We start from the raw sequence: 22,639 nt of genomic DNA on the forward strand, positions 1-22,639 counted from the left end.
ACAAGGAAGCCCTAGTACCTTGGTGCGCAGATCGAATAACACCCCGTGTCGAGGAGAGCGCTCCATGAAGATTGTCGTATTGGCGAAGCAGGTTCCGGATACCTGGTCGGACCGGAAGATCGACCTGGAGTCAGGGCTCTTGGACCGTGCCGCCTCGGAGCCGGTGCCGGACGAGATCAACGAGCGGGCGCTGGAGAACGCGCTGGCGTTCAAGGACGAGAACAAGGACACCGAGATCGTGGTGGTGGCCATGGGACCGGAGGATGCCACGAAGACGCTGCGGAAGCTGCTGTCGATGGGCGCGGACTCCGCAGTCCTGGTCAGTGATGCTGCCCTGGCCGGGTCGGACATGGTCCAGACCGCACGGGTTCTGGCGGCCACGATCGAGAAGGTCGGCGGAGTCGACCTGGTGGTGGCCGGCAATGAGGCCACGGACGGCCGAGGCGGGATGATCCCGGCCATGGTGGCCGAGGCGCTGGGGCTGCCGGTGCTGCCGGGCCTGGACGAGATCCAGATCGCCGCGGACAAGGTCTCCGGAGAGGCTGTGGTGGACGGCGGGGCCCTTCAGCTGTCCTCGGTCTACCCGGCGGTGGTCTCGGTGACGGAGAAGACCGCCGAACCCCGGTTCCCGAACTTCAAGGGGATCATGGCTGCCAAGAAGAAGCCGATGGAGAACTGGTCGCTGGCAGACCTGGGGATCCAGGCCGGCCCCGAGGCGGCCTCTGTCCGGTCGGTGATGGTCTCCGCCGCCGCCCGCCCGCCGAAGGAGGCCGGGCCGAAGGTGGCCGATGACGGCACCGCTGCGGCGCAGTTGGCCGAGTTCCTGGCCACGAACCGGCTCATCTGATCCGGTCGGCACCTGATTCGGAATTCAGAACCACACGAGACTCTTGAGCTGAAGGAAGCACACACATGGCGAACATCGGAAATGTCCTGGTCCTGATCGAGACCACCGAGCAAGGGGCCCCGAAGGCCACTGCGGCAAGCCTGCTGGGGGCCGCCGCCGGCCTGGGGAACCCCGTGGCGGTGGCGGTCACCGCCCCCGGAGCGTCCGGGAACCTGGCCGCTGACCTGGGTGCCCTCGGCGCTGCCCAGGTCTACCTGGCCGAGTCGGAGTCCGCGGCCACCGAGTTGGGGTCCGCCGCCGTCGGCGCTCTGGCTGATGCGGTGCAGACCTTCTCGGCACCGGTCGTGTTGGCCTCGGCCACGAACGACTCCAAGGCCGTGGCCGGTCGTCTGGCGATCGTGACCGGCGGGTCGGTGGCCAGTGATGTCGTCGGCATCGCCTATGACGAGGAGGGCCAGGAGGTCATCGCCTCCCACGCGGTGTTCGGTGGGGACTTCACCACCGAGTCCGCCATCGAGGGCGGCCTGTTCATCGCCACGGTGCGCCCCGGTTCGATCGAGGCCCGTGCCGAGGCCGTGGCCTCCCCGGAGGTGACCACGGCGGCCGTGTCCACGCAGACCGCGAAGGGCGCCGTGATCGATGCGGCCCGCGAGGCTCCGGCGACGTCGGATCGGCCGGCGCTGCGTGGGGCCAAGGCCGTGGTCTCCGGTGGCCGGGGGGTCGGCTCGAAGGAGGCCTTCTCCGTGGTCGAGGACCTGGCCGATGTGCTCGGTGCGGCCGTCGGCGCCTCCCGCGCGGCGGTGGATGCCGGCTACGTGCCGCAGTCCTACCAGGTCGGCCAGACCGGTGTGACGGTGACCCCGCAGCTGTATGTGGCCTTGGGCATCTCCGGGGCCATCCAGCACCGGGCCGGGATGCAGACCTCCAAGACGATCATCGCGATCAACAAGGACGAGGACGCCCCGATCTTCGAGGTCGCAGACTTCGGGATCGTCGGGGACGTGTTCTCCGTGGTCCCGCAGCTGATCGAGGAGATCGGCAAGCGCCGCAACTGATCCCCGCCGGTACCTGACACCGTGACGACCGCACCGAAGGACTGACACCACCATGAGCAGCGAGCAGAACCCGGGACAGCCTCCGGCACGGCGCCGTATGGCCGGCTACACACCGCAGGCCGCACGGCCCGAGGCGCCGGCCGGACCCGCGGCCCAGGCACCTGAGCCGCAGGCCTCCCCGGCCCCTGCGCCAGAACCGGCCACGGAAGCGCCGGTCTCGCAGCCGGAACGTGCGGCCGCGGTCCAGGCTCCGGCCGAACCGGTGGATCAGGACCCGGTATCAGCCGCTCCGGCCCATCCGGCCCGGAAGCGTCGCATGGGCAGCGCCCCGGCGCCCCTGCAATCCACCCCATCCGACACACCGGGCACGACGCCGGCCCCCGCACCTGCCGCTGCTGCTCCGGCGACCGCGGACGGCGAGTCACCCCTGACCGAGCCGTCCGGTCACACGGCTCCGGAGCCGGCAGCCGAACCGGCTGCCCCGGCCGACGCGGTGCAGTCCGCTCCGGCGCCGTCCGCGCCGACGCGCAGACGTCGGATGGGCAGTGCCCCGGCTCCGGCGGCAGCCGCCACGACGGCCGCGTCGGCCGGTCAGGACGCCTCGCCGGCCGGTCAGGAGACACCGACTACTCAGCAGCCCTCCGCTGGTGAGTCCACGGCGGCCCCGGCCGCTTCGACCGCACCGGCAACTGGCGCGCCGAAGCGACGCATGGGCAGCGCTCCGGCAGCTCAGGCCACTACCCCGTCAACGCCGAACCCGCCGACCTCATCCGCTTCATCGCCGGCTGCGCCGGCGGCCGAAGCCCCGGAGTCCCGGACCGGTGAGACAGCAGCGGCACCGAAGAAGCGGATGGGCGGTGCCCCTGCTGCCGGGTCGGCGCCGGCGCCCACGGCCGAGACCGGTTCCGCGTCCCCGGCCGCTGCCTCCGGCACCGCACCCGTTGCAGCTGCCGCCTCCACGTCCGGAACCGCCGCCTCGACCGGCGCGGTCACCCGGCCGTCGTCGGGCAAGGCGGGGACCCCCGGCCCGGCTGGTGCGGCGACCCGGCCGAAGCCCGAACGCCCGGCCTGGCTCAAGCCCGCCCTGATCATCGGATCTCTGGTGGTGCTCGCTGCCCTGGTGGTGTTGGGTGCCCGCTGGCTGCGGACCCTGGAGGGGGTCCAGGAGTTCATCGCCACCTATGACGGTCATTCCACCCAGCTGGAGGCGGCTCCGGAAGGCATGCCGTGGTGGATGGGCTGGCAGCACTTCTTCAACATGTTCCTGATGGTGTTGATCATCCGCACCGGACTGCAGGTCCGCCACGAGCGCAAGCCCCCCGGCTACTGGACGGCGAAGAAGGGCTCGTTCTTCTCACCGAAGGGCAACACCCCCAAGAAGGTCTCCCTGTCCCAGTGGCTGCATCAGTCCCTGGACGTGCTGTGGGTGGTCAACGGTCTGATCTTCATCATCCTGCTGTTCGCCACCGGGCACTGGATGCGGATCGTGCCCACGGACTGGGACGTGTTCCCGAACATGCTCTCCGGTGCCATCCAGTACGCCTCCCTGGACTGGCCCACGGAGAACGGGTGGGTGCACTACAACGCCCTGCAGACCGTGGCCTACGGGTTCACGGTGTTCATCGCGGCCCCGTTGGCCATCCTCTCCGGAATCCGGTTCTCCACCTGGTGGCCGGACCACGCGGAGAGGCTCAACAGGATCTACCCGGTCGAATGGGCCCGGGCCACGCACTTCCCGGTGATGCTCTACTTCGTGGGCTTCATCATCGTGCACGTGTTCCTGGTGTTCTTCACCGGGGCCCTGCGGAACCTGAACCACATGTACACATCCCGCGACGTGACGGACTGGTGGGGCCTGGTGATCCTTCTGGTCTCCCTGGTGGTCATCGCTGCGGCCTGGTTCCTGTCCAAGCCGCTCTTCACCACACCCATCGCCAGCCGCATGGGCAAGGTCTCCAAGTAATCCCAGCTGCCACCCCGCGATCCGGGCGTGGCCACGCGTAAAGGACTGACAGCATGCTTCGCATCACCGAAGACCAGCAGGCCCTCGTGGACGCCGTCCGCGACTTCGCCACCGAGCGCATTGCCCCGCACGCCCTGGAATGGGACGAGCAGAAGCACTTCCCCGTGGACGTCCTGGCTGAAGCCGGCGAGCTCGGCCTCGGCGGCATCTACGTGGGTGAGGAGCACGGCGGGGCCGGCCTGGAGCGCAAGGACGCTGTCCTGATCTTCGAGGAACTGGCGAAGGCGGACCCCGCACTGGCGGCCTACATCTCCATCCACAACATGGTGGTGTGGATGATCGACTCCTTCGGCACCGACGAGCAGCGGGCCCAGTGGGTGCCGCAACTGGTGGGGATGCAGAACCTCGGCAGCTACTGCCTGACGGAACCCGGTGCCGGATCGGATGCAGCCGCCCTGGCCACCCGCGCTGTCCGCGACGGCGACGACTACGTGCTCAACGGCGTGAAGCAGTTCATCTCCGGGGCCGGTTCCTCCGAGTACTACGTGGTGATGTGCCGTACCGCTGACACCGGGTCCAAGGGCATCTCCACCCTGGTGGTCCACCGGGACACCCCGGGGCTCTCCTTCGGGCCGAACGAGAAGAAGATGGGGTGGAACACCCAGCCCACCCGGCAGGTGATCTTCGAGGACGTCCGCGTGCCCGTGGCGAACAGGCTCGGCGCGGAGGGCGACGGCTTCCACATCGCCATGAAGGGCCTCAACGGCGGGCGCATCAACATCGGCGCCTGCTCCCTGGGCGGGGGGCAGGCGGCCCTGGAGAAGGCCGCCGCCTACCTCAAGGAACGCACGGCGTTCGGTGCCCCGCTGACCACCAAGCAGTCGCTGGTCTTCGACCTGGCGGAGACGGACATGAACCTGGAGGCGGCCCGTACCCTGCTGATGCGCGCCGCGGACGCGCTGGACCGGAAGGATCCGGACACCGTCCGTCTGTGTGCCATGGCCAAGAAGGTGGCCACGGACGCCGGTTTCGAGGCCGCGAACACCTCCCTGCAGCTCCACGGCGGCTACGGCTACCTGCACGAGTACGGCATCGAGAAGATCGCCCGGGACCTCCGGGTCCACCAGATCCTCGAGGGATCCAATGAGATCATGCGGCTGATCATCGGCCGCATGCTGGTCGACGGCTGAGAGGAAACCATGAGCACCGAAACGAACCAGAACCCCAGCACGAGCGTCCCTGAACCCGAGGTCCTCGTCCGCCGCGCGGGCCACCTCGGACACCTCATCCTCAACCGCCCGAAGGCGCTGAACTCCCTGACCCATGGGATGGTGCAGACCGTCCGAGACACCCTGGAGCAGTGGCGGGAGGACAGTGACGTCGCCACCGTCCTGATCTCGGGGGCGGGGGAGAAGGGGCTGTGCGCCGGCGGTGACGTCGTCTCCCTCTACCGTGCCGCCGTGGACGGCCGCCCCGAGGTCGGTGACGCCTTCTTCGCCGACGAGTACGCCATGAACGCGCTGATCGCCGACTACCCGAAGCCCTACGTCGCCTTCATGGACGGCATCGTGCTGGGCGGCGGCGTGGGGATCTCCGCGCACGGCAACCAGCGGATCGTCACCGAACGGACGCGGTTGGGCATGCCGGAGACCGGCATCGGCTTCTTTCCCGACGTCGGCGGGGCCTGGCTGCTCTCCCGCGCCCCTGCCGGATTCGGCCACCACCTGGGCCTGACCTCCTCGCACGTGACGGGCGCTGACGCGCTGGCCCTGGGCTTCGCCGACCACTTCGTGGACTCCTCCCGGCTGGCCGAGCTGGCCACCACCCTGGAGGCCACCGGGGCGGAGGAGGCCATCGCCGCCGTGGCCGCCTCGGGGGCCGCAGAGCCCGAGTCACCGCTGATGCAGCACCAGGCGTGGATCGAGACCGCCTACGCGGAGGACACCGCCGAAGGCATCGTCGCGGCGTTGACGTCCAGTGGCGACCCCGCTGCGGCCGAGGCCGCCGCCGCGATCCTGGCCAAGTCGCCGACCTCCGTGAAGATCACCCTGGAGCTCATCCGCCGGGCCGCGCAGATGTCCACGGTGCACGAGGTGCTGGACCAGGACGCCACCGTGGCCCACCACCTGCTGCGCGGCCACGACATGCGTGAGGGCATCCGCGCCCAACTCGTGGACAAGGACCGCAATCCGCAGTGGAACCCACGGGCCCTCGAGGACGTCCCCACCGACGCCGTCACCTCAGCCTTTGATCCGGTGGCCGCTCAGGCCCGGAACTGACCAGCCCACCCCAGGAGAACCTGACATGACCGAGCGCACCAGTGTCACCACCAACACCCTCGCCTTCATCGGCCTGGGCAACATGGGCGGGCCCATGGCCGCCAACCTCGTCCAGGCCGGCTACACCGTCCACGGCTTCGACCTCGTCCCGGCCGCCCTCGAGCAGGCCCGCGCAGACGGCGTCGTGATCGCTGACTCCGGGGCCGAGGCCGTCCGGGCCGCTGCCGGTGAGGGCTCGGGGCTGGTCATCACCATGCTGCCGGCCGGCCGCCACGTCGTGGGCGCGTTGAAGGGATCCGACGGTTCCGAGGGGCGCAATCCCGTGGAGGGCCTGCTGGCTGCAGCGGCCCCCAACACCCTCTTCATGGACTGTTCCACCATCGCGGTGGAGGATTCCGTGACAGTCCGCGAACTCATCGCGGCGGCCGGGCACCGGGTGTTGGATGCACCGGTCTCCGGCGGCACGGTGGGGGCGGAGGCGGGCACGCTGGCGATGATGGTCGGCGGGGCTGCGGAGGACGTGGCCGAGGCCATGCCCGTGCTCGAGGTGGTCGGCAAACGCATCGTGCACTGCGGTCCCGCGGGCAACGGCCTGGCCGCCAAGGTCTGCAACAACATGATCCTCGGCGCCTCGATGATCGCCGTCTCCGAGGCCTTCGTGCTGGGGGAGAAGCTCGGCCTGAGCAACGAGGCCCTCTTCGACGTGGCCTCCAACGCCACCGGCCAGTGCTGGGCCCTGACCACCAACTGCCCGGTCCCCGGCCCCGTGCCGAACTCGCCGGCCAATCGCGACTTCCAGCCCGGCTTCGCCGGTGCCCTGATGGCCAAGGACCTCGGCCTGGCCAAGAGCGCCATCGAGACCACCGGCATCGAGGGCCGCATCGGCCTGCTGGCCGAGGAGATCTACGCCGCCTTCGCCCAGGGCGAGGGGGGCTCCAAGGACTTCTCCGGGATCATCGAGCTGATCCGCGAACAGTCCTCAGAGACAGCCTGATCCCCAGGCGCCCGCCACCAGACATCCGCCACCAGACATCCGCCCCGCAGACACGAGGAGCACCATGACCGCAGAAGACCACACCTACGAGACGATCCTGACCCACGTCACCGGACGCGTCGCCACGATCACGCTGAACCGGCCGAAGGCCCTCAACGCACTGAACCTGCAGCTCACCGAGGAGTTGCTCGAGGCCGCCGAGGCCTTCGACGCGGACCCGGAGATCGGGGCCATCGTCATCACCGGATCGGAGAAGGCGTTCGCCGCCGGGGCGGACATCAAGGAGATGGCCACCCACACCTTCTCCGACGTCTACAGCGCCGACCTCTTCGGTGCCTGGGACCGCTTGGCCGCGGTGCGCACGCCGGTGATCTCCGCCGTGGCGGGCCACGCCCTGGGCGGTGGCTGCGAACTGGCCATGATCGCCGACATCATCCTCGCCGCGGACAACGCGAAGTTCGGGCAGCCCGAGATCAAGCTCGGCATCATCCCCGGCATGGGCGGCTCCCAGCGACTCACCCGGGCCATCGGCAAGTCCAAGGCCATGGAGATGGTGCTGACCGGCCGGGTCATGGGCGCTGACGAGGCCGAGCGTTCCGGGCTGGTGGCCCGCGTGGTCCCCGTGGCCGCGCTGGCCTCCGAGGCCGCGGAACTGGCCGCCACCATCGCGGGGATGTCCAAGCCCATCGCGATGATCGCCAAGGAGTCCGTCAACCGCTCCTACGAGTCGTCCTTGAGCGAGGGCCTGCTCTATGAGCGCCGCATGAACCACGCCTGTTTCGCCACCGAGGACCAGAAGGAGGGGATGGCCGCCTTCGTGGAGAAGCGCCAGGCCACCTTCACCCACCGCTGAGCCCGCCCCCACCGGACACCGGGCAGTACCGAACCTCATTGAGCATCACGGAGAGAAGGACCCCATGACGGAGATCAACCTGGACGAGCGCGCGGCCGGCATCCTGGCCGGCGTCGAGCAGCTGCTGTGGATCGACGGACGCGCCACGGAGGCGTCCACCGGTGAGTGGCGCGAGGTGCGCAACCCCGCGCGGCGCGGCGAGGTCATCGGCCGCGTGCCGGCGGCCGGCGTGGAGGACGTGGACCGTGCGGTCTCCGCCGCGCGCCGGGCCTTCACCGAGTGGCGGTCCGTGCACTTCACCGCCCGGTCCAAGGCTCTGCTGGCCATCGCGGACAGCATCGAGGCCGAGTCCGAGAAGTTCGCCACCCTGACCGCGCTGGACACCGGCAACGCACTGCGCACCCAGGCCCGGCCTGAGGTCGCCACCCTGGTCTCCCTGTTCCGCTATTTCGCCGGCGCCGCCGCCGAGTCCAAGGGCGTCACCCTGCCCTCAGGGGATGACCAGTTGCAGTACACCCGGCGCGAGCCGCTGGGCGTGGTGGCCTGCATCCTGCCGTGGAACTCCCCGCTGATGATCGCCGCCTTCAAGGTGCCGGCCGCACTGGCGGCGGGGAACACCGTGATCCTCAAGGCCGCGGATGACGCGCCGTTGACCATCCAGTACCTGGCCCAGGTCTGTCAGCGGCACCTGCCGGCCGGCGTCGTGAACTCCCTGACCGGCCGTGGCTCCGTCATCGGCAACGCCCTGTCCACCCACCCGGGCGTGGACAAGGTGTCCTTCACCGGCTCCACCGAGGTGGGCCGCGGGGTGGCCGCGCAGGCCTCCGAGCGGCTGGCGCACCTGTCCCTGGAGTTGGGCGGCAAGAACCCGTCCATCGTGTTCCCGGACGCGGTGGAGGACGAGGGGATCCTGGACGGGCTCATGGCCTCCTCCCGCTTCGCCCGGCAGGGCCAGTCCTGCACCGCCGGCTCCCGGCTGTTCCTGCACGAGGACATCTATGACGAGACGCTGGAGAAGCTGGCGGCCAAGTTGGGCGCCATGAAGGTCGGAGACCCGCTGGATGAGGCCTCGGACATGGGCGCGGTCATCAACGCGAGCCAGTTCGAGCAGATCAACGGCTTCCTCGAGGACGGGCGGAACCACCCGGACCTGACCACGGTGCTCGGCGGATCGGCTCCCGCGGAGGGGCACCTGACCGAGGGGTTCTACCATGTGCCGACGATCTTCGGCGGAGCGAGGAACGACTTCCGGCTGGCCCAGGAGGAGATCTTCGGTCCCGTGTTGGTGGCCATCAAGTGGAAGGACGTGGACGAGGTGGTCCGGATGGCCAACGAATCCCACTATGGCCTGGCCGCCTATGTCTGGACCCATGATCTGGACAACGCGCTGAACACCGCCCACCGGATCGAGTCCGGCTGGGTGCAGGTCAACCAGGGCGGCGGTCAGGTCGTCGGGCAGTCCTACGGCGGCTACAAGCAGTCCGGCATGGGCCGAGAGGCCTCGCTGGAGGGCATGCTGGAGGGCTTCACCCAGATCAAGCAGGTCAACGTTAAGTTGCGGGGTTGAGCGAGGTGGACAAGGCATCTGCTCTGCCCTTGGACGGGATCACCGTGATGGACCTGTCCCGGGCCCTGGCGGGGCCGTACTGCACGGCACTGCTGGGCGACCTGGGAGCGGACATCATCAAGGTGGAGTCCGCCAAGGGCGGGGACTCCACCCGATCCTGGCCGCCGTTCGAGGAGGAGCACTCGCTCTACTTCGACTCGACGAACCGGAACAAGCGATCCATCGCGGTGGACTTCTACTCCGAGGCCGGCCGCCGGCTGTTGTGGGACCTCGCGGTGGGCGCGGACGTGCTCGTGGAGAACTTCCGGCCCGGTGTGCTGGCCACCATGGGGCTGGACCCGGCCGAGCTGCGCCAGGCGAATCCGGGACTGGTGATCGCCTCGGTGTCCGGCTTCGGCACGGTCGGGCCGCTGGCCCATGCCGCGGGGCTGGATCAGGTGGCCCAGGGGATGTCCGGTCTGATGTCCGTGACGGGCCCGGACTCAGACCACCCCACCCGCGTCGGCGTGCCCGTGATGGACCTGTACGCGGGCGTCTTCACCGCCGTGGGCATCTGTGCCTCACTGGCCGGCCGGGCGGGCAACGGGGGCACCGGACACGAGGTGGGGACCTCCCTGCTGGAGGCCGGCCTGGCGGTCTCGGCCTTCCAGGGGCAGAACTTCCTGTCCACCGGCGCCGTGCCCACCCCACAGGGCAACAACCACCCGGTGCTGTCCCCCTACGGGGTCTTCAGGACGGCGGACATCCCGGCGATCATCGCGGTGGGCAATCAGGCGCACTGGAAGAAGTTCTGCCAGATCATCGATGCCCCCGAGCTGGAGGACGATCCCCGCTTCGCCGTGGGGCGGAGCCGCTCGGAGCACCGTGAGGAGCTGACCGCCTTGATCGAAGAGCAGCTGGTGCGCCGGCCCGGGCTCGAATGGATCGAGGCGTTCCGTGCCGCGGGCATCCCCACCGGACCCATCTACACCTACGCCCAGGCCTTCCAGGACCCGCAGGTGCAGGCCCTGGACATGGTGCAGACCGTCCAGCGGTCGGACGGATCGGCGTTGCCGCTGCTGCGGGGGCCGCTGAGCATCGACGGCGCCGCGGCCGGGGTGCGCAAGGCGCCGCCCGCTCTCGGCGAGGACACCCGGGCCGTGCTCGAGGGGCTCGGACTGGACGAGGGTCAGATCGCCGGCCTCGTGGAGTCGGGGATCGTGCAGGCGGCCCCTCCAGTGGGCGGTCGGCAGTGAGCGCGGGGACGGTACCCGCGGCCACCCTGCCCGGCGGGACGGTGGAGGTCTCCCAGCGCGGGCCGATCGCCACCGTGACCCTGTCCAATCCCGGGCGGCGCAACACCATGACGGAGGCCATGTGGCTCGCCCTGGAACCGGTCTGCGCCCGACTGGCCGACGACGCCTCGGTGCGGGCCGTCATGGTCCGCGGGGCCGGGTCCGACTTCTCCGCCGGGGCGGACATCTCCGATCTGCGCGCGATCCTGCGGGACGAGGACTCGGGGCGGCATGACGGCGGGGCTGTGGCCCGGGGTGAGGCGGCCCTGGCTGGACTGCACAAGCCGACCATCGCCGCCGTCGAGGGCTATTGCCTGGGCGGGGCCTGGCAGATCGCGGCCGCGTGTGACATCAGGCTGGCCTCATCGGAGGCCACCTTCGGGATCACCCCGGCCAAGATCGGGATCGTGTATCCGACCGCCGGCATCGAGCGGCTCGTGCGCATCGCCGGGCCGGCCACCGCCAAGTACCTGCTGTTCAGCGGCGACTTCGTGGACGCCGAACGGGCCCGCGTGCTCGGGCTGGTGCAGACGGTGTACCCCGCCGAGGCCTTCTGGGATGAGGTGGATGAGTTCGTCGACCGGCTCGCGTCCCGTTCCCAGCTGTCCATCCAGGCGATGAAGGACATCGTGGACACGGTGGTCTCCGGGGATGACAGCGGGGCGGAACTCGCGCAGGCCAACGAGCACTGGCAGCACCTGATGACCACCGCCGGAGACGCCGAGGCCGGGGTCAGGGCCTTCCTGGCCAAGCGGACCCCGGAGTTCACCTGGAATGGCGGACGGGATGCCCAGCGGCACGGCAGGACAGGGGGCCCCGCGCAGTGACCCCGCCGCTCCAACACGATCCCGTGGCGCAGGCCCACCAGAACTGGGCGGGCCACGGGTGGGCCGAGTCCGCCGACGCCATGGCCGCGGTGACCTCGCTGTTCCGCGCTCAGCAGATCCTGATGGCCAGGATCGACGCCGTGCTGCGCCCTCTTGACCTGACCTTCGCCCGCTTCGAGATGCTGACCCTGCTGGGGTTCTCCCGGACCGGGGCGATGCCGTTGGCCAAGGCCTCCAGCAGGCTCCAGGTCCATCCCACCTCGGTCACCAACACGGTGGAGCGTCTGGGGCAGGCCGGGCTCGTGGAGCGGAAGCCGCACCCCACGGACGGCCGGGCGAACCTCATCGCCATCACCCCGCAGGGGCGCGACCTGGCCCTGCAGGCCGCCCGGGAGCTCAACCGCGAGGTCTTCTCCGACCTCGGCCTGCCCGCGGGGGAGCTGACGGACCTCAACCGCATCCTCGGCACCTTGCGCTTCGCTGCCGGGGACTTCTCCGAGCCGAGCCCACTGATGGGTGGTGCGGCCGCGGCCGGTGCGGGTCCGGGAACCGGGGGCGACGCCGGCCTCGCGGGTCCCGCTGCGGGCTCCGCGGGTCCTGCAGCCGGGTCCCACGAGGCTTCGACCGATGAGGGGGAGGCCCCGAGTGCCGGTGCCTCCGGGGCGGAGGGTCCGGTGACTGCCGAGGCCGCGGCAGAACCGGTCAGGCCCAAGCGGCGCAGGCTGCCGAGAGCATAAGGCATCCCGCCGCCCGGCAGGCTCAAGGACACGCCACCGATTTGTTTTCTGAAACGAATAATGAGAAAATAAATAGGTCTATTTCCCGGTGGCGCGCTCTGCCCTGCCCCGGTGAGATCTCGGTGTTAGCAACAGGAAGGTGCATCCCACCCATGCGTCTGGTTCCCGGTCAGTTCGTTGTCCATCCCCACCACGGCCCCGCGGTGGTCCTCGATCGTCAGGTCCGGCAACTGAAGGGCAAGGACGTTGCGTATGTGGAGCTGGACATCCAGGACAAGGGTCTGCGCATCTCCGTCCCGGAGTCAATGGTCAAGGACATCGGCGTCCGGGATGTCAGCAGCCACACCCAGGTGCGCAAGCTGATGTCCCTGCTGGCCAAGCCCAGCGAGCACGTGGAGGAGCAGTGGTCACGCCGGCTCAAGGCCTTCCAGGAGAAGCTCGCCACCGGTGACCTGCCCCGCGTGGCCGAGGTGGTCCGCGACCTGCATCGTCGGCAGGCTGAGAAGGACCTCTCCATGGCCGAGCGCACGCTCTACCGGGATGCCGTGGAGGTGTTGGCCGCCGAGGTCGCCATCGTCCTGGACATCTCCGTGGTCGAGGCCGAGGACGTCATGGTCCAGGCCGTGGACGGTGTCCCGCTGAAGGACCTTGGGCTGGACCGGGGCAAGGACATCAAGCGGGACCGCCAGGCCGCCTGACCCTGGAGGTTCACTGGCCGAACGAGGTCCGTATCGCGCCCTGATGGGGCGTGGCACGGACCTCTTTCATGTGCCGTTCCATGTGCCGTTCGACGTGCAGGGAGGGGCAGGGCCAGGGCGCCAGGGCTAGGGCACGTGGCGGGGTGGCTCAGGGGCGGGCGCGGAAGGCCGCAGTGGCCTGCACGAAGGGTTTGGTGGGTTCGGCCACGCCGGAGGAGAGCTCGACCTCGACGATCCGCAGGGTGCGGCCGGCGTGCCGGACCCGGGTCCTGGTGGCGATCGCCCCGGAGGCGGGCCGCAGGAACCGTACCTGGAGGGACTGCAGCTCGTAGCCGGTGCGGTCCGGCATGGCCTGCTGCGCCGCGAGCCCGGCCATGATGCTCAGGGCGCCGCCGTGCGTGGCGCCGTGCGGGTTTCTCAGGGAGTCATCGGCCGCGAAGGCCACCCCTGGCTGGAAGTCCTCTCTCGCCGCCGGCCGCTCTCCCTCGCGACTGGGCCGGCCTCCCTGGAGCCCCAGCAGTGCGGGCAACGGCGCCTCGGTCTCCGGCCCCAGCGGCCGCACGGCCTCGCGCTGATAGTGGTCCAGGGCCTCCTGACTGTTCTTCTCCACGGCGTGGAACCATCCCGTGGCGTGGGCGTACTCCGTGCCATCGGGTCCCAGTAAGGTGCCCCGGGCCACCCCGCCCAGGGAATCCACGGTGGGGGACCGGGTCCAGGCCTCCAGTGCGGTGCCGTCGGCCGGGTAGGAGCCGGTGAAGTTCAGCTGCAATTCGGTGGTCACGAGCCAGTCCAGCTCCGGCGCGGCGGCGTGCACGGATTTGGCCAGGGTGTTGTCCAGCAGGACGGCGGCGGACAGGGCGGTGGGACGGCCGTCCGTGTCCCGGGACCACGGCCCGGTGGTCAGGGACCCGACCCGCTCCGGTGCGGATCCACTGTCTGCCCCGTGGATCCGCACGCGCATCAACCGTTCCGTACGGCCGAGCGGGGAGATACCGTTCCTGCCACGGCGAGCCTGGGGTGGGTGCTGTCCGTTCGGCGCGGAGGCGCTGGCGGCGGCCCGTGGGGTGTCCTCGGCAGTGGAAGGCGTCGGGTGGGTCACCCCAGCAACCTAGCGCAGTGGCGGGTGCCGGTGGGGAGGGCTGACGTCATGTGACCGCGTTCATAACAGGTAGGTTGTCATCGCGCAAAAGTAACGGATTGATAAAGATCTGTGTGCTCTCTTTCGTGCACGGACAATTTGCCCGCGCAACCGCGTCAGCTCTGGGAAGCGGCGGCATGCCGGAGCCCGGGTCCGGAGGGGTGGCGAGGGGCTGAATCCCCGGTATTCCGCTGAAGTGGGGTTGAAATAGAATCTCATCTCGTTAGGTTGTAGGGGATGGCAGATGATGCAGACACAGCACTGACCAACCGACCGACAGCCCCCGTGCTCCGTCCTCCGATCACCGAGGACGGTGCCGCGTTGTGGCAGATCACGAAGGACTCGAAGGTCCTTGACGTCAACTCGTCCTACTACTACCTCCTGTGGTGCAGGGACTTCGCGAACACCTCCGTGATCGCGGAGATCGACGGCCGACCGGCCGGATTCGTCACCGGATACCTCCGGCCCGAGGCACGCACCACGCTGATGGTGTGGCAGGTGGCCGTCACCGAGGCCGCCCGGGGCTACGGGCTGGCCTCCCGGATGCTGGACGAGCTCGTGGAGCGCACCTCCGCCCAGGCTCTGGAGACCACCATCACGGACGACAACGCGGCTTCCCAGCGGTTGTTCGCCAGCTTCGCGGAACGCTTCGGGGCCGGTCACGAGATCACCCCGTTGATCACCGCGGAGATGTACCCGGACGGCCATGACACGGAGTTCCTGCACCGGATCGCCCCACTCGCCACCTAGGTGCACATCGGCACCCGGCGCCGCACCACGGACGCCGGATCGCCTCAGCCCCTGCCCACTCGCCAGTCCACCGCACCAGCTGGCCGCACGCTTCGCGCGCCGGCCGCCACCGTCCACGAAAGGGATAGACACCATGGACACCACCGTCTTCACCACCGTCGAATCAGAGGTCCGCAGCTACAGCCGCGGATGGCCCACCGTCTTCGTCAAGGCCAAGGGCGCGGTCCAGACCGACGAGGACGGCCGGGAGTTCCTGGACTTCTTCGCCGGCGCGGGCGCGCTGAACTACGGCCACAACCACCCGAAGGTTCAGCAGGCTGTTGCCGACTACCTCACCACGGATGCTCCTGTGCATTCGATGGACATGATGACCCCGGCCAAGCGGGACTTCCTGGAGACCTTCCGGGATGTCATCCTCCAGCCGCGTGGCCTGGACTACAAGGTCATGTTCCCCGGTCCGACGGGCACCAACACGGTGGAGGCTGCACTGAAGCTGGCCCGCAAGGTGACCGGCCGGCAGCACATCCTGTCCTTCACCAACGCCTTCCACGGCATGACCCTGGGGGCCCTGTCCGTGACGGGCAACTCCATGAAGCGCAAGGGCGCCGGCATCCCGCTGACCAACAGCTCCAAGATCCCCTATGACGACTACTTCGGCGGGGCCACCGAGGACTTCCTGTGGCTCGAGCGGGTCCTGGATGACTCCGGTTCCGGCGTGGACAAGCCTGCCGCCATCATCGTGGAGACCGTCCAGGGCGAGGGCGGCGTGAATGCCGCACGGCTGGAGTGGCTCAAGGCCCTGGCGGACCTCTGCAACAAGCACGAGATCCTCCTGATCGTGGACGACGTCCAGGCCGGCTGTGGCCGGACCGGTACCTTCTTCAGCTTTGAGGAGGCCGGCTTCACCCCGGACATCGTCTGCCTGTCCAAGTCCATCTCAGGCTACGGGCAGCCGATGGCCCTGACCCTGTTCCGCCCCGAACTGGACGTCTGGGAGCCGGGCGAGCACAACGGTACGTTCCGCGGCAACAACCTCGCCTTCGTGGCGGCAACCACGTCCCTGCGGGAGTTCTGGGCCGACGACTCCTTCCAGAAGGGCCAGCTGGCGGAGAACATCGAGGTGCTCCGCGGCGGACTCGAGCAGATCGCCGGGGCCGCCGAGGGCGCCACCGTCCGGGGCCGCGGCCTGTTCGGCGGCCTGCACTTCGAGGACCTCGAGGTGGCCGGCAAGGTGGCCGCCGAGTGCTTCGCGCAGGGTCTGCTGGTGGAGACCTCCGGACCGGACGACGAGGTCCTGAAGTTCCTGCCGCCGCTGAACACTCCGAAGGATCAGCTGGAGCGCGGACTGGGCATCGTGGCCGCAGCCGTGACCACGGTGACCGGTGTCTCCGTAGACTACAAGCCCGGCGAGACCAAGCTGGCCGGCGCCGCCTGAGCGCCGCCCTCAAGACTCCACAGACATCCCCATCGAAAGGAACCTCCCATGCAGGTGACCAACCTGAATGACCTGAACGGCACTGAACGGGACATCCAGTCCGAGACCTGGCGCTCCCGCCGGATGGTGCTGGCCCGCGAGGGCGTCGGCTTCTCCTTCCATGACACCGTCATCTACGCCGGGACCACCTCCACGTTCCACTACGCGAACCACATCGAGGCCGTGTACTGCGTGCAGGGCGAGGGCACCCTGACCAATGAGGTGACGGGCGAGGTGCACGAGCTCAAGGACGGCACCATGTACCTGCTGGACGGCCACGAGAAGCACACCGTTCGCGCCACCACGGAGCTGCGCATGGCGTGCGTCTTCAACCCGCCGGTCACCGGCCGCGAGACCCATGACGAGAACGGCATCTACCAGTTGGTGTTCGAGGAGGGCTCGGACCGCAAGGTGCCGAAGAAGGCCAACGTGGAGACCGAGGCCATGGCCTGAAGGTCTGACGACCTGATGGTCTGAATCGGACCCACCACCACCGCGGCGGCGCGTCACCTTGAAGAGGGTGACGCGCCGCCGTCGTGCGCTCACGGTGCGCTCAGGGAGAGCCCCCGCGGGACCGGTGAATCCGTTCAGGCGGTTGCGGGGACGGGTGGTTCGGTCCACAGTGGGAGGAGGGGCCGGGGCATCATAGGGCCCGACCCCCGGCGGTGAAAAGCACCGCGAACCTCAAGGATAGGAAGGAGACCGATGACTGCGACGGCAACGCAGAACAGAATCGACGCCTACCCCACCCGGAACAACGGTGAGGCCAAGGTCATGCCCCGCGATGGCGCGGTGGTGTGGGGGACGGCCGAGGGCGGTCCGATGGACCAGGCGACCCTCGACGGGTTCGAGACCAGGGGCTACCTGTCCGTCGAGCGGCTGGTCAGCGACGAGGAGGTGGCTGAGTTCCATCGCGAGCTGGAGCGCCTCTCGAACGACCCGGAGGTCCGGGCGGATGAACGCTGCGTCATCGAGGCGAGCAGTCAGGAGGTGCGCTCGGTCTTCGACGTGCACCGCATCAGCCCCGTGTTCCGCCGGATCGCGAACGATCCCCGCGTGGTGGACCGTGCCCGGCAGCTGCTCGGCTCGGAGGTGTACATCCACCAGTCCCGGGTGAACTTCAAGCCCGGGTTCGAGGGCAAGGAGTTCATGTGGCACTCGGACTTCGAGACCTGGCACGCCGAGGACGGGATGCCCACCCCTCGGGCCGTGAGCATCTCGATCTCGATGACGGACAACTACTCCTACAACGGGCCGCTGATGATCATGCCCGGCTCACACCGCGAGTACGTGTCCTGTGACGGCGCGACCCCGGAGGACAACTACCGCAAGTCCCTGGTCATGCAGGGGGCCGGAACCCCCAGCAAGGAGATCCTGACGGACTTCTACGACCGCTACGGGATCGACGTGCTCGAGGGCCCGGCCGGCGGAGCCGTGATGTTCGACAGCAACTGCATGCACGCCTCCAACGGCAACGTCACGCCGTTCCCGCGCTCCAACGTGTTCATCGTGTTCAACTCCGTGGAGAACACCCCGGAGGCGCCGTACGCCGCGCCGAGCCCGCGCCCCGAGTTCGCCGGATCCACGGACTTCACCCCGGCGGGCTAGGGGTCAGCGGGAGTGGTCGGGGCGGGTGGAGCCCTCGGCCTCCGCGAGCAGCGCCGCGTCCTCCGGGTGCTCGGCGAGGTGCTGCTCGTGGACCTCCTCCACGTGCAGGTCGCTGCCCTCCACGGACTTCGGCACCATGGACACGGCCACGAAGGAGACGATGGCCAGGAGCGCGATGTAGAGGCCGATGGTCCAGCTCGCCCCCGTCTGGTTCAGCAGCAGCTGGGCGATCATCGGGGCGAAGGCGCCGCCGATGATCGAGCCGAAGGCATAGCCGATGGACACCCCGGAGTACCGCACGTGGGCCGGGAACATCTCGGCGTACAGCGCTGACTGCGGGCCGTATGAGGGCCCGAGGCCGATGGTGAGGATGACGATGGCCAGCGTGAACAGGGGTAGTGACGCCGTGTCCAGGAGGAACCACATGGGGATGGCCCACAGGATGATGATCCCGTAGCCGATCTGGAAGGTGCGGATCTTGCCGATGCGGTCACCGAGCCGGCCGCCGAGCATGGTGAAGGCCAGCCAGCCGAGTCCGCCGACGAAGCTCGCCACCAGGGTGGCCTCCCGGCTCATGCCGAGGGCGTTGGCGCCATAGGAGGCGAAGAAGGCGATGACCAGGTAACCGGCCGCGTTGTTGGCGGCGAAGATCAGAGCGGCCAGGATCACGTTCTTCTTGTGGTTCTTCAGCAGCACGCCGAGCGGAGCGGCGGACTCCTTCTTGCGCAGCTGCATCTCCTTGAAGACCGGGGACTCGTCCACGGCCCGCCGGATCAGGTACCCCACGAGGATCAGGACCACGGAGGAGAGGAAGGGGATGCGCCAGCCCCAGGCCATGAACGCCTCATCACTCATGGAGCTGGTGAGCAGCGTCATGAAGGCCGTGGCCAACAGCATGCCGATCGGCACGCCGATCTGCGGGTAGGAGCCGAACGTGGAGCGCTTGTTCCGCGGGGCGTGCTCCACGGACATCAGGGCGGCGCCGCCCCACTCGCCGCCGGCGGAGAAGCCCTGGACGATCCGCAGGAAGATCAAGAGGATCGGAGCCCAGACGCCGATCAGGGCGTGGGTGGGCAATAGGCCGATCAGGGCCGTGGCCCCGCCCATGCCGACCAGGGTGAGCACCAGGATCATCTTGCGCCCGTACTTGTCCCCGAGGTGGCCGGCCACGATGGCGCCGAGGGGACGGAACAGGAAGCTGATGCCCAGTGAGGCCCAGGAGACCACCTGGGCCAGTGGCGCGTTCTCCTCGGCCAGCGGCGCGAAGAACAGGGGTGCCAGCACAAAGGCCGCGGCCTGGGCATAGATGAAGAAGTCGTACCACTCGATGGTGGTACCGACGAGGGTGCCGGCGAGGACCTTGCGCTCCTCGGCGCTGCGCCGCGGGCTGGCTGCCGCTGCGGTCTGTGGATCTGCCATGGTGAGCTCCAGACGACGGGTGGGATGCTGAGGACGGTGCGGATTAGTGACTGACCGTTCGGTCACCGGGCCGATGATAATCGACTCTTGTGAGTCACGCCACAGGCATCCCGTGAAATCATGCGTGGTTGACCCTGCCTGCCGAGGGTGCGAATCTCTTAGTGAACGATTGGTCGGTAATTGTCTGCCGTCCGGTCAGTGCCCCCCGCATCCTCGTTGAACGGAGTCGAAGTGAGCGAAGCATTCCTGATCGGAGGTGCCCGCACACCGGTCGGCCGGTACGGGGGTGCCCTCTCCTCCGTCCGGCCGGACGACCTGGCCGCCCTGACCGTCCGCGCAGCCGTCGAGCGAGCCGGACTGGACCCGGCCTCGGTGGATGAGGTCATCTACGGCAATGCCAATGGCGCGGGCGAGGAGAACCGCAATGTCGCCCGGATGGCCTGGTTGCTCAACGGCTACCCGGACCACGTCCCGGGCATCACCGTCAATCGGCTCTGCGCCTCCGGAATGAGCGCCATCCAGATGGCCACGCACATGATCCAGGCCGGCGCGGCCGAGATCGTGGTGGCCGGCGGCGTCGAGTCCATGTCCCGCGCCCCCTGGGTCATGGAGAAGCCGGCGAAGCCGTTCGCCAAGCCGGGCGAGGTCGTGGACACCTCCATCGGCTGGCGCTTCACCAACCCGGCCTTCCTGTCCGGGGAGTACTCCCGCGGTGGCAAGGCCACCTACTCCATGCCGGAGACGGCCGAGGAGGTGGCCCGGGTCTACAACACCTCGCGCGAGGACTGTGACGCCTTCGCCGTCCGGTCCCACGAACGTGCCTTCGCGGCCATCGAGTCCGGGCGCTTCGCCGAGGAGATCGTGCCCGTGACCGTCCGGGGCCGCAAGGGCGCACAGACGGTGGTGGACACGGACGAGGGCCCCCGCGCAGGCACCACGGCGGAGATCCTCGCCGGTCTGCGTCCCGTGGTGAAGGGCGGCAGCGTGGTCACCGCCGGCAACGCCTCCACCCTGAATGACGGGGCCTCGGCGATCATCGTCGCCTCCGAGGCCGCCGTGGAGAGGTACGGGCTCACGCCTCGAGCCCGTGTACTGGCGGGTGCCTCGGCCGGACTGGCACCGGAGGTCATGGGCATGGGCCCGGTCCCGTCCTCCCGCAAGGTGCTGGAACGCACCGGCACCGCGGTCGGTGACCTGGCCGCCGTCGAACTCAACGAGGCCTTCGCCTCGCAGTCCCTGGCCAGCCTGCGCGAGCTGGGCCTGGATGCCGGAACGGTGAACAACGACGGCGGCGCGATCGCCCTCGGGCACCCGCTCGGTTCCAGCGGGTCCCGGATCGTGGTGACGCTGCTGGGCCGTCTCGAGCGAGAGGCCGGCCCCGGTGCCAAGGGCCTGGCCACCATGTGCGTCGGCGTCGGTCAGGGTGCGGCGCTGCTGGTGGAGGCGGTCTGATGGCCTCGCTGGATGCCCTGGACCCGGACACCCTCGTGACGTTGGTGGTGGAGGAGGGGGAGGACCGACTGGTGGTTCGCCTGCATCGTCCTGAGGTGCGCAACGCGATCGACCAGGTGATGGTGGATGAGCTGCACGCGGTCTGTGCCCACCTGGAGCGGACGCCGAAGGTGCTCGTCCTGACCGGCACGCCCTCGGACGCCGATGCCGGCGTCAAGGGGGTCTTCGCCTCGGGAGCGGACATCGCCCAGTTGCGCCAGCGCCGCCGGGAGGACGCGCTGGCGGGGATCAACTCCACGATCTTCGACCGGCTCTCTCGGTTGCCGATGCCCGTGATCGCCGCTCTGGACGGCTATGCTCTGGGCGGTGGTGCGGAATTGGCCTATGCCGCGGACTTCCGCATCGGGACCGCGTCCCTGCGGATGGGCAACCCGGAGACGAACCTGGGCATCATGGCCGCCGCGGGGGCGACCTGGCGGCTGAAGGAACTCGTCGGCGAGCCCATGGCCAAGCAGATCCTGCTGGCCGGCCGAGTCCTCACCGGGGCCGAGTGCCTGGCGGCCGGACTGATCAGCGAGCTGGTCGAGCCGGAACAGCTCCTCGACGCCGCGCAGCAGTTGGCGGATCGGATCTGTGCGCAGGACCCGCTGGCGGTGCGGATCACCAAATCGGTGTTCCATGCCCCACGTGAGGCCCATCCGGTGATCGACACCCTGGCCCAGGGCATGCTCTTCGAATCCGAGGCGAAGTTCGAGCGCATGCAGGCCTTCCTCGACCGCAAGACCAGCAAGACCAGCAAGGACAACACCAGTCGGGAGCAGTCATGAGTAGTGCAGAGTCCGCAACGGTCCCGGCCAGGGTCGGGGTGCTCGGTGGCGGTCGGATGGGCGCGGGCATCGCCCACGCGTTCCTGATCAAGGGCGCTGAGGTGGTCGTCGTCGAGCGTGACGAGGCCGCTGCCGCGGCGGCCCGTGAACGGGTGAGCACCTCGGCCGCCGCCTCGATCGAGCGCGGCGTACTGCAGGGGCCGCTGGAGCAGGTCCTGGACCGGCTGGTGGTGTCCCTGGACCGGAAGGCTTTCGCGGACCGGGAACTGGTGGTCGAGGCGGTCCCGGAGGACTGGGAGCTGAAGGTCGCCTCCCTCCAGGATGTCGAGCGGCATCTGGGGGACGGGGCGGTACTGGCCTCGAACACCTCGAGCCTGTCCGTCACCGGGCTCTCGGCCGAACTGGTGCACCCGGAGAACTTCCTGGGCCTGCACTTCTTCAACCCGGTCCCGGCCTCGGCCCTGATCGAGGTCGTGGTGGGTGCCCAGACCGCGCCTGAATGGGTGGCGGCGGCCCGGGCGTGGACCGAGGGGCTGGGCAAGACCCCCGTGGTGGTCCATGACGCCCCGGGGTTCGCGTCCTCGCGTCTGGGGGTCGCGATCGCACTGGAGGCCATGCGCATGGTCGAGGAAGGAGTGGCCACCGCCGAGGACATCGACAACGCCATGGTCCTGGGCTACAAGCACCCCACCGGGCCCCTCAGGACCACGGACATCGTGGGCCTGGACGTGCGGCTGGGCATCGCCGAGTACCTGGCCTCGACCCTCGGTGAGCGCTTTGACCCGCCCCAGATCCTGCGGGACAAGGTCGCCGCCGGCGAGCTCGGCCGCAAGACCGGTCAGGGCTTCTTCACCTGGACCTGACCCTCCCCCCCCCG

Annotated in this window: 21 protein-coding genes; 19 read left to right on the top strand and 2 right to left on the bottom strand. The window is 69.2% G+C overall.

What is annotated here, in order from left to right; genetic code table 11:
• Positions 1-64 precede the first annotated feature (64 nt).
• From IMT31_RS10685 to IMT31_RS10740, 12 genes are all read left to right on the top strand, one after another.
• Positions 65-847 (top strand): electron transfer flavoprotein subunit beta/FixA family protein, encoded by a 783-nt coding sequence (locus IMT31_RS10685; protein WP_345362424.1) that lies wholly within the window; start codon positions 65-67, stop codon positions 845-847.
• A 65-nt stretch (positions 848-912) separates the two neighbouring features.
• Entirely contained in the window at positions 913-1,902 is a 990-nt protein-coding gene (locus IMT31_RS10690) for an electron transfer flavoprotein subunit alpha/FixB family protein (protein WP_413542747.1), read from the top strand.
• A gap of 52 nt (positions 1,903-1,954) precedes the next feature.
• Entirely contained in the window at positions 1,955-3,865 is a 1,911-nt protein-coding gene (locus IMT31_RS10695; protein ID WP_413542748.1) for a cytochrome b/b6 domain-containing protein, read from the top strand.
• A gap of 53 nt (positions 3,866-3,918) precedes the next feature.
• Complete coding sequence (locus IMT31_RS10700; protein ID WP_345362415.1) at positions 3,919-5,055, top strand: acyl-CoA dehydrogenase family protein; 1,137 nt, start codon at positions 3,919-3,921, stop codon at positions 5,053-5,055.
• 9 nt (positions 5,056-5,064) lie between these two features.
• Positions 5,065-6,144, top strand: a complete 1,080-nt coding sequence (locus IMT31_RS10705; protein WP_345362412.1) for an enoyl-CoA hydratase/isomerase family protein — start codon at positions 5,065-5,067, stop codon at positions 6,142-6,144.
• 25 nt (positions 6,145-6,169) lie between these two features.
• Complete coding sequence (mmsB, locus tag IMT31_RS10710; RefSeq protein WP_413542749.1) at positions 6,170-7,138, top strand: 3-hydroxyisobutyrate dehydrogenase; 969 nt, start codon at positions 6,170-6,172, stop codon at positions 7,136-7,138.
• 64 nt (positions 7,139-7,202) lie between these two features.
• Complete coding sequence (locus tag IMT31_RS10715) at positions 7,203-7,991, top strand: enoyl-CoA hydratase (RefSeq protein WP_345362406.1); 789 nt, start codon at positions 7,203-7,205, stop codon at positions 7,989-7,991.
• A 64-nt stretch (positions 7,992-8,055) separates the two neighbouring features.
• Positions 8,056-9,558 (top strand): aldehyde dehydrogenase family protein, encoded by a 1,503-nt coding sequence (locus tag IMT31_RS10720; RefSeq protein WP_413542750.1) that lies wholly within the window; start codon positions 8,056-8,058, stop codon positions 9,556-9,558.
• Between the two features lie 5 nt (positions 9,559-9,563).
• Positions 9,564-10,793 (top strand): CaiB/BaiF CoA transferase family protein, encoded by a 1,230-nt coding sequence (locus tag IMT31_RS10725; RefSeq protein ID WP_413544408.1) that lies wholly within the window; start codon positions 9,564-9,566, stop codon positions 10,791-10,793.
• Positions 10,790-11,659, top strand: a complete 870-nt coding sequence (locus IMT31_RS10730) for an enoyl-CoA hydratase/isomerase family protein (protein WP_413542751.1) — start codon at positions 10,790-10,792, stop codon at positions 11,657-11,659. The genes IMT31_RS10725 and IMT31_RS10730 overlap by 4 nt, the downstream gene beginning before the upstream one ends.
• Positions 11,656-12,396 (top strand): MarR family winged helix-turn-helix transcriptional regulator, encoded by a 741-nt coding sequence (locus IMT31_RS10735; protein ID WP_413542752.1) that lies wholly within the window; start codon positions 11,656-11,658, stop codon positions 12,394-12,396. The genes IMT31_RS10730 and IMT31_RS10735 overlap by 4 nt, the downstream gene beginning before the upstream one ends.
• 152 nt (positions 12,397-12,548) lie before the next feature.
• Positions 12,549-13,094, top strand: coding sequence for a CarD family transcriptional regulator (locus tag IMT31_RS10740; protein ID WP_345362391.1), 546 nt, complete (start codon positions 12,549-12,551; stop codon positions 13,092-13,094).
• Positions 13,095-13,242: 148 nt separating this feature from the next.
• Here IMT31_RS10740 and IMT31_RS10745 read toward each other — a convergent pair whose 3' ends face one another.
• Complete coding sequence (locus tag IMT31_RS10745) at positions 13,243-14,193, bottom strand: acyl-CoA thioesterase domain-containing protein (protein WP_413542753.1); 951 nt, start codon at positions 14,191-14,193, stop codon at positions 13,243-13,245.
• A 276-nt stretch (positions 14,194-14,469) separates the two neighbouring features.
• Between IMT31_RS10745 and ectA the strand changes: the two genes are divergently transcribed.
• From ectA to thpD, 4 genes are all read left to right on the top strand, one after another.
• A complete protein-coding gene (ectA, locus tag IMT31_RS10750) occupies positions 14,470-14,982 on the top strand; it encodes a diaminobutyrate acetyltransferase (RefSeq protein ID WP_413542754.1) in 513 nt (170 codons plus the stop codon).
• A 133-nt stretch (positions 14,983-15,115) separates the two neighbouring features.
• Positions 15,116-16,417: a diaminobutyrate--2-oxoglutarate transaminase gene (ectB, locus tag IMT31_RS10755; RefSeq protein WP_413542755.1), complete on the top strand. Its 1,302-nt coding sequence runs from the start codon at positions 15,116-15,118 to the stop codon at positions 16,415-16,417.
• A gap of 48 nt (positions 16,418-16,465) precedes the next feature.
• The gene (locus tag IMT31_RS10760) at positions 16,466-16,909 is read left to right on the top strand and encodes an ectoine synthase (protein ID WP_345362379.1); all 444 of its coding nucleotides are present in this window, start codon (positions 16,466-16,468) and stop codon (positions 16,907-16,909) included.
• 252 nt (positions 16,910-17,161) lie between these two features.
• Positions 17,162-18,064 (top strand): ectoine hydroxylase, encoded by a 903-nt coding sequence (gene thpD / locus IMT31_RS10765; RefSeq protein WP_413542756.1) that lies wholly within the window; start codon positions 17,162-17,164, stop codon positions 18,062-18,064.
• A 3-nt stretch (positions 18,065-18,067) separates the two neighbouring features.
• On the opposite strand, the gene IMT31_RS10770 is transcribed toward thpD, so the two are convergent.
• Positions 18,068-19,483 (bottom strand): MFS transporter, encoded by a 1,416-nt coding sequence (locus IMT31_RS10770; RefSeq protein ID WP_413542757.1) that lies wholly within the window; start codon positions 19,481-19,483, stop codon positions 18,068-18,070.
• Positions 19,484-19,714: 231 nt separating this feature from the next.
• Between IMT31_RS10770 and IMT31_RS10775 the strand changes: the two genes are divergently transcribed.
• Genes IMT31_RS10775 through IMT31_RS10785 form a run of 3 tightly spaced genes read left to right on the top strand, consistent with a single transcriptional unit; the run spans position 19,715 to position 22,625 of the window.
• Entirely contained in the window at positions 19,715-20,935 is a 1,221-nt protein-coding gene (locus IMT31_RS10775; RefSeq protein WP_413542758.1) for an acetyl-CoA C-acyltransferase, read from the top strand.
• Positions 20,935-21,762, top strand: a complete 828-nt coding sequence (locus tag IMT31_RS10780; protein WP_413542759.1) for an enoyl-CoA hydratase/isomerase family protein — start codon at positions 20,935-20,937, stop codon at positions 21,760-21,762. Before IMT31_RS10775 ends, IMT31_RS10780 begins: the two co-directional genes overlap by 1 nt.
• The gene (locus tag IMT31_RS10785) at positions 21,759-22,625 is read left to right on the top strand and encodes a 3-hydroxyacyl-CoA dehydrogenase family protein (RefSeq protein WP_413542760.1); all 867 of its coding nucleotides are present in this window, start codon (positions 21,759-21,761) and stop codon (positions 22,623-22,625) included. Before IMT31_RS10780 ends, IMT31_RS10785 begins: the two co-directional genes overlap by 4 nt.
• Positions 22,626-22,639: the final 14 nt, after the last annotated feature.

The organism is Citricoccus nitrophenolicus, assembly GCF_047305825.1.
Classification (GTDB): domain Bacteria; phylum Actinomycetota; class Actinomycetes; order Actinomycetales; family Micrococcaceae; genus Citricoccus; species Citricoccus nitrophenolicus.

What these genes read in the sequence shown, in the direction of transcription:
- ectB (WP_413542755.1), top strand. Translation starts at nt 15,116, where the DNA reads ATGGACACCACCGTCTTCACCACCGTCGAATCAGAGGTCCGCAGCTAC.
- IMT31_RS10695 (WP_413542748.1), top strand. Translation starts at nt 1,955, where the DNA reads ATGAGCAGCGAGCAGAACCCGGGACAGCCTCCGGCACGGCGCCGTATG.
- IMT31_RS10700 (WP_345362415.1), top strand. Translation starts at nt 3,919, where the DNA reads ATGCTTCGCATCACCGAAGACCAGCAGGCCCTCGTGGACGCCGTCCGC.
- ectA (WP_413542754.1), top strand. Translation starts at nt 14,470, where the DNA reads ATGGCAGATGATGCAGACACAGCACTGACCAACCGACCGACAGCCCCC.
- IMT31_RS10685 (WP_345362424.1), top strand. Translation starts at nt 65, where the DNA reads ATGAAGATTGTCGTATTGGCGAAGCAGGTTCCGGATACCTGGTCGGAC.
- IMT31_RS10780 (WP_413542759.1), top strand. Translation starts at nt 20,935, where the DNA reads ATGGCCTCGCTGGATGCCCTGGACCCGGACACCCTCGTGACGTTGGTG.
- IMT31_RS10770 (WP_413542757.1), bottom strand. Translation starts at nt 19,483, where the DNA reads ATGGCAGATCCACAGACCGCAGCGGCAGCCAGCCCGCGGCGCAGCGCC.
- thpD (WP_413542756.1), top strand. Translation starts at nt 17,162, where the DNA reads ATGACTGCGACGGCAACGCAGAACAGAATCGACGCCTACCCCACCCGG.
- IMT31_RS10785 (WP_413542760.1), top strand. Translation starts at nt 21,759, where the DNA reads ATGAGTAGTGCAGAGTCCGCAACGGTCCCGGCCAGGGTCGGGGTGCTC.
- IMT31_RS10720 (WP_413542750.1), top strand. Translation starts at nt 8,056, where the DNA reads ATGACGGAGATCAACCTGGACGAGCGCGCGGCCGGCATCCTGGCCGGC.
- IMT31_RS10740 (WP_345362391.1), top strand. Translation starts at nt 12,549, where the DNA reads ATGCGTCTGGTTCCCGGTCAGTTCGTTGTCCATCCCCACCACGGCCCC.
- mmsB (WP_413542749.1), top strand. Translation starts at nt 6,170, where the DNA reads ATGACCGAGCGCACCAGTGTCACCACCAACACCCTCGCCTTCATCGGC.
- IMT31_RS10705 (WP_345362412.1), top strand. Translation starts at nt 5,065, where the DNA reads ATGAGCACCGAAACGAACCAGAACCCCAGCACGAGCGTCCCTGAACCC.
- IMT31_RS10760 (WP_345362379.1), top strand. Translation starts at nt 16,466, where the DNA reads ATGCAGGTGACCAACCTGAATGACCTGAACGGCACTGAACGGGACATC.
- IMT31_RS10715 (WP_345362406.1), top strand. Translation starts at nt 7,203, where the DNA reads ATGACCGCAGAAGACCACACCTACGAGACGATCCTGACCCACGTCACC.
- IMT31_RS10690 (WP_413542747.1), top strand. Translation starts at nt 913, where the DNA reads ATGGCGAACATCGGAAATGTCCTGGTCCTGATCGAGACCACCGAGCAA.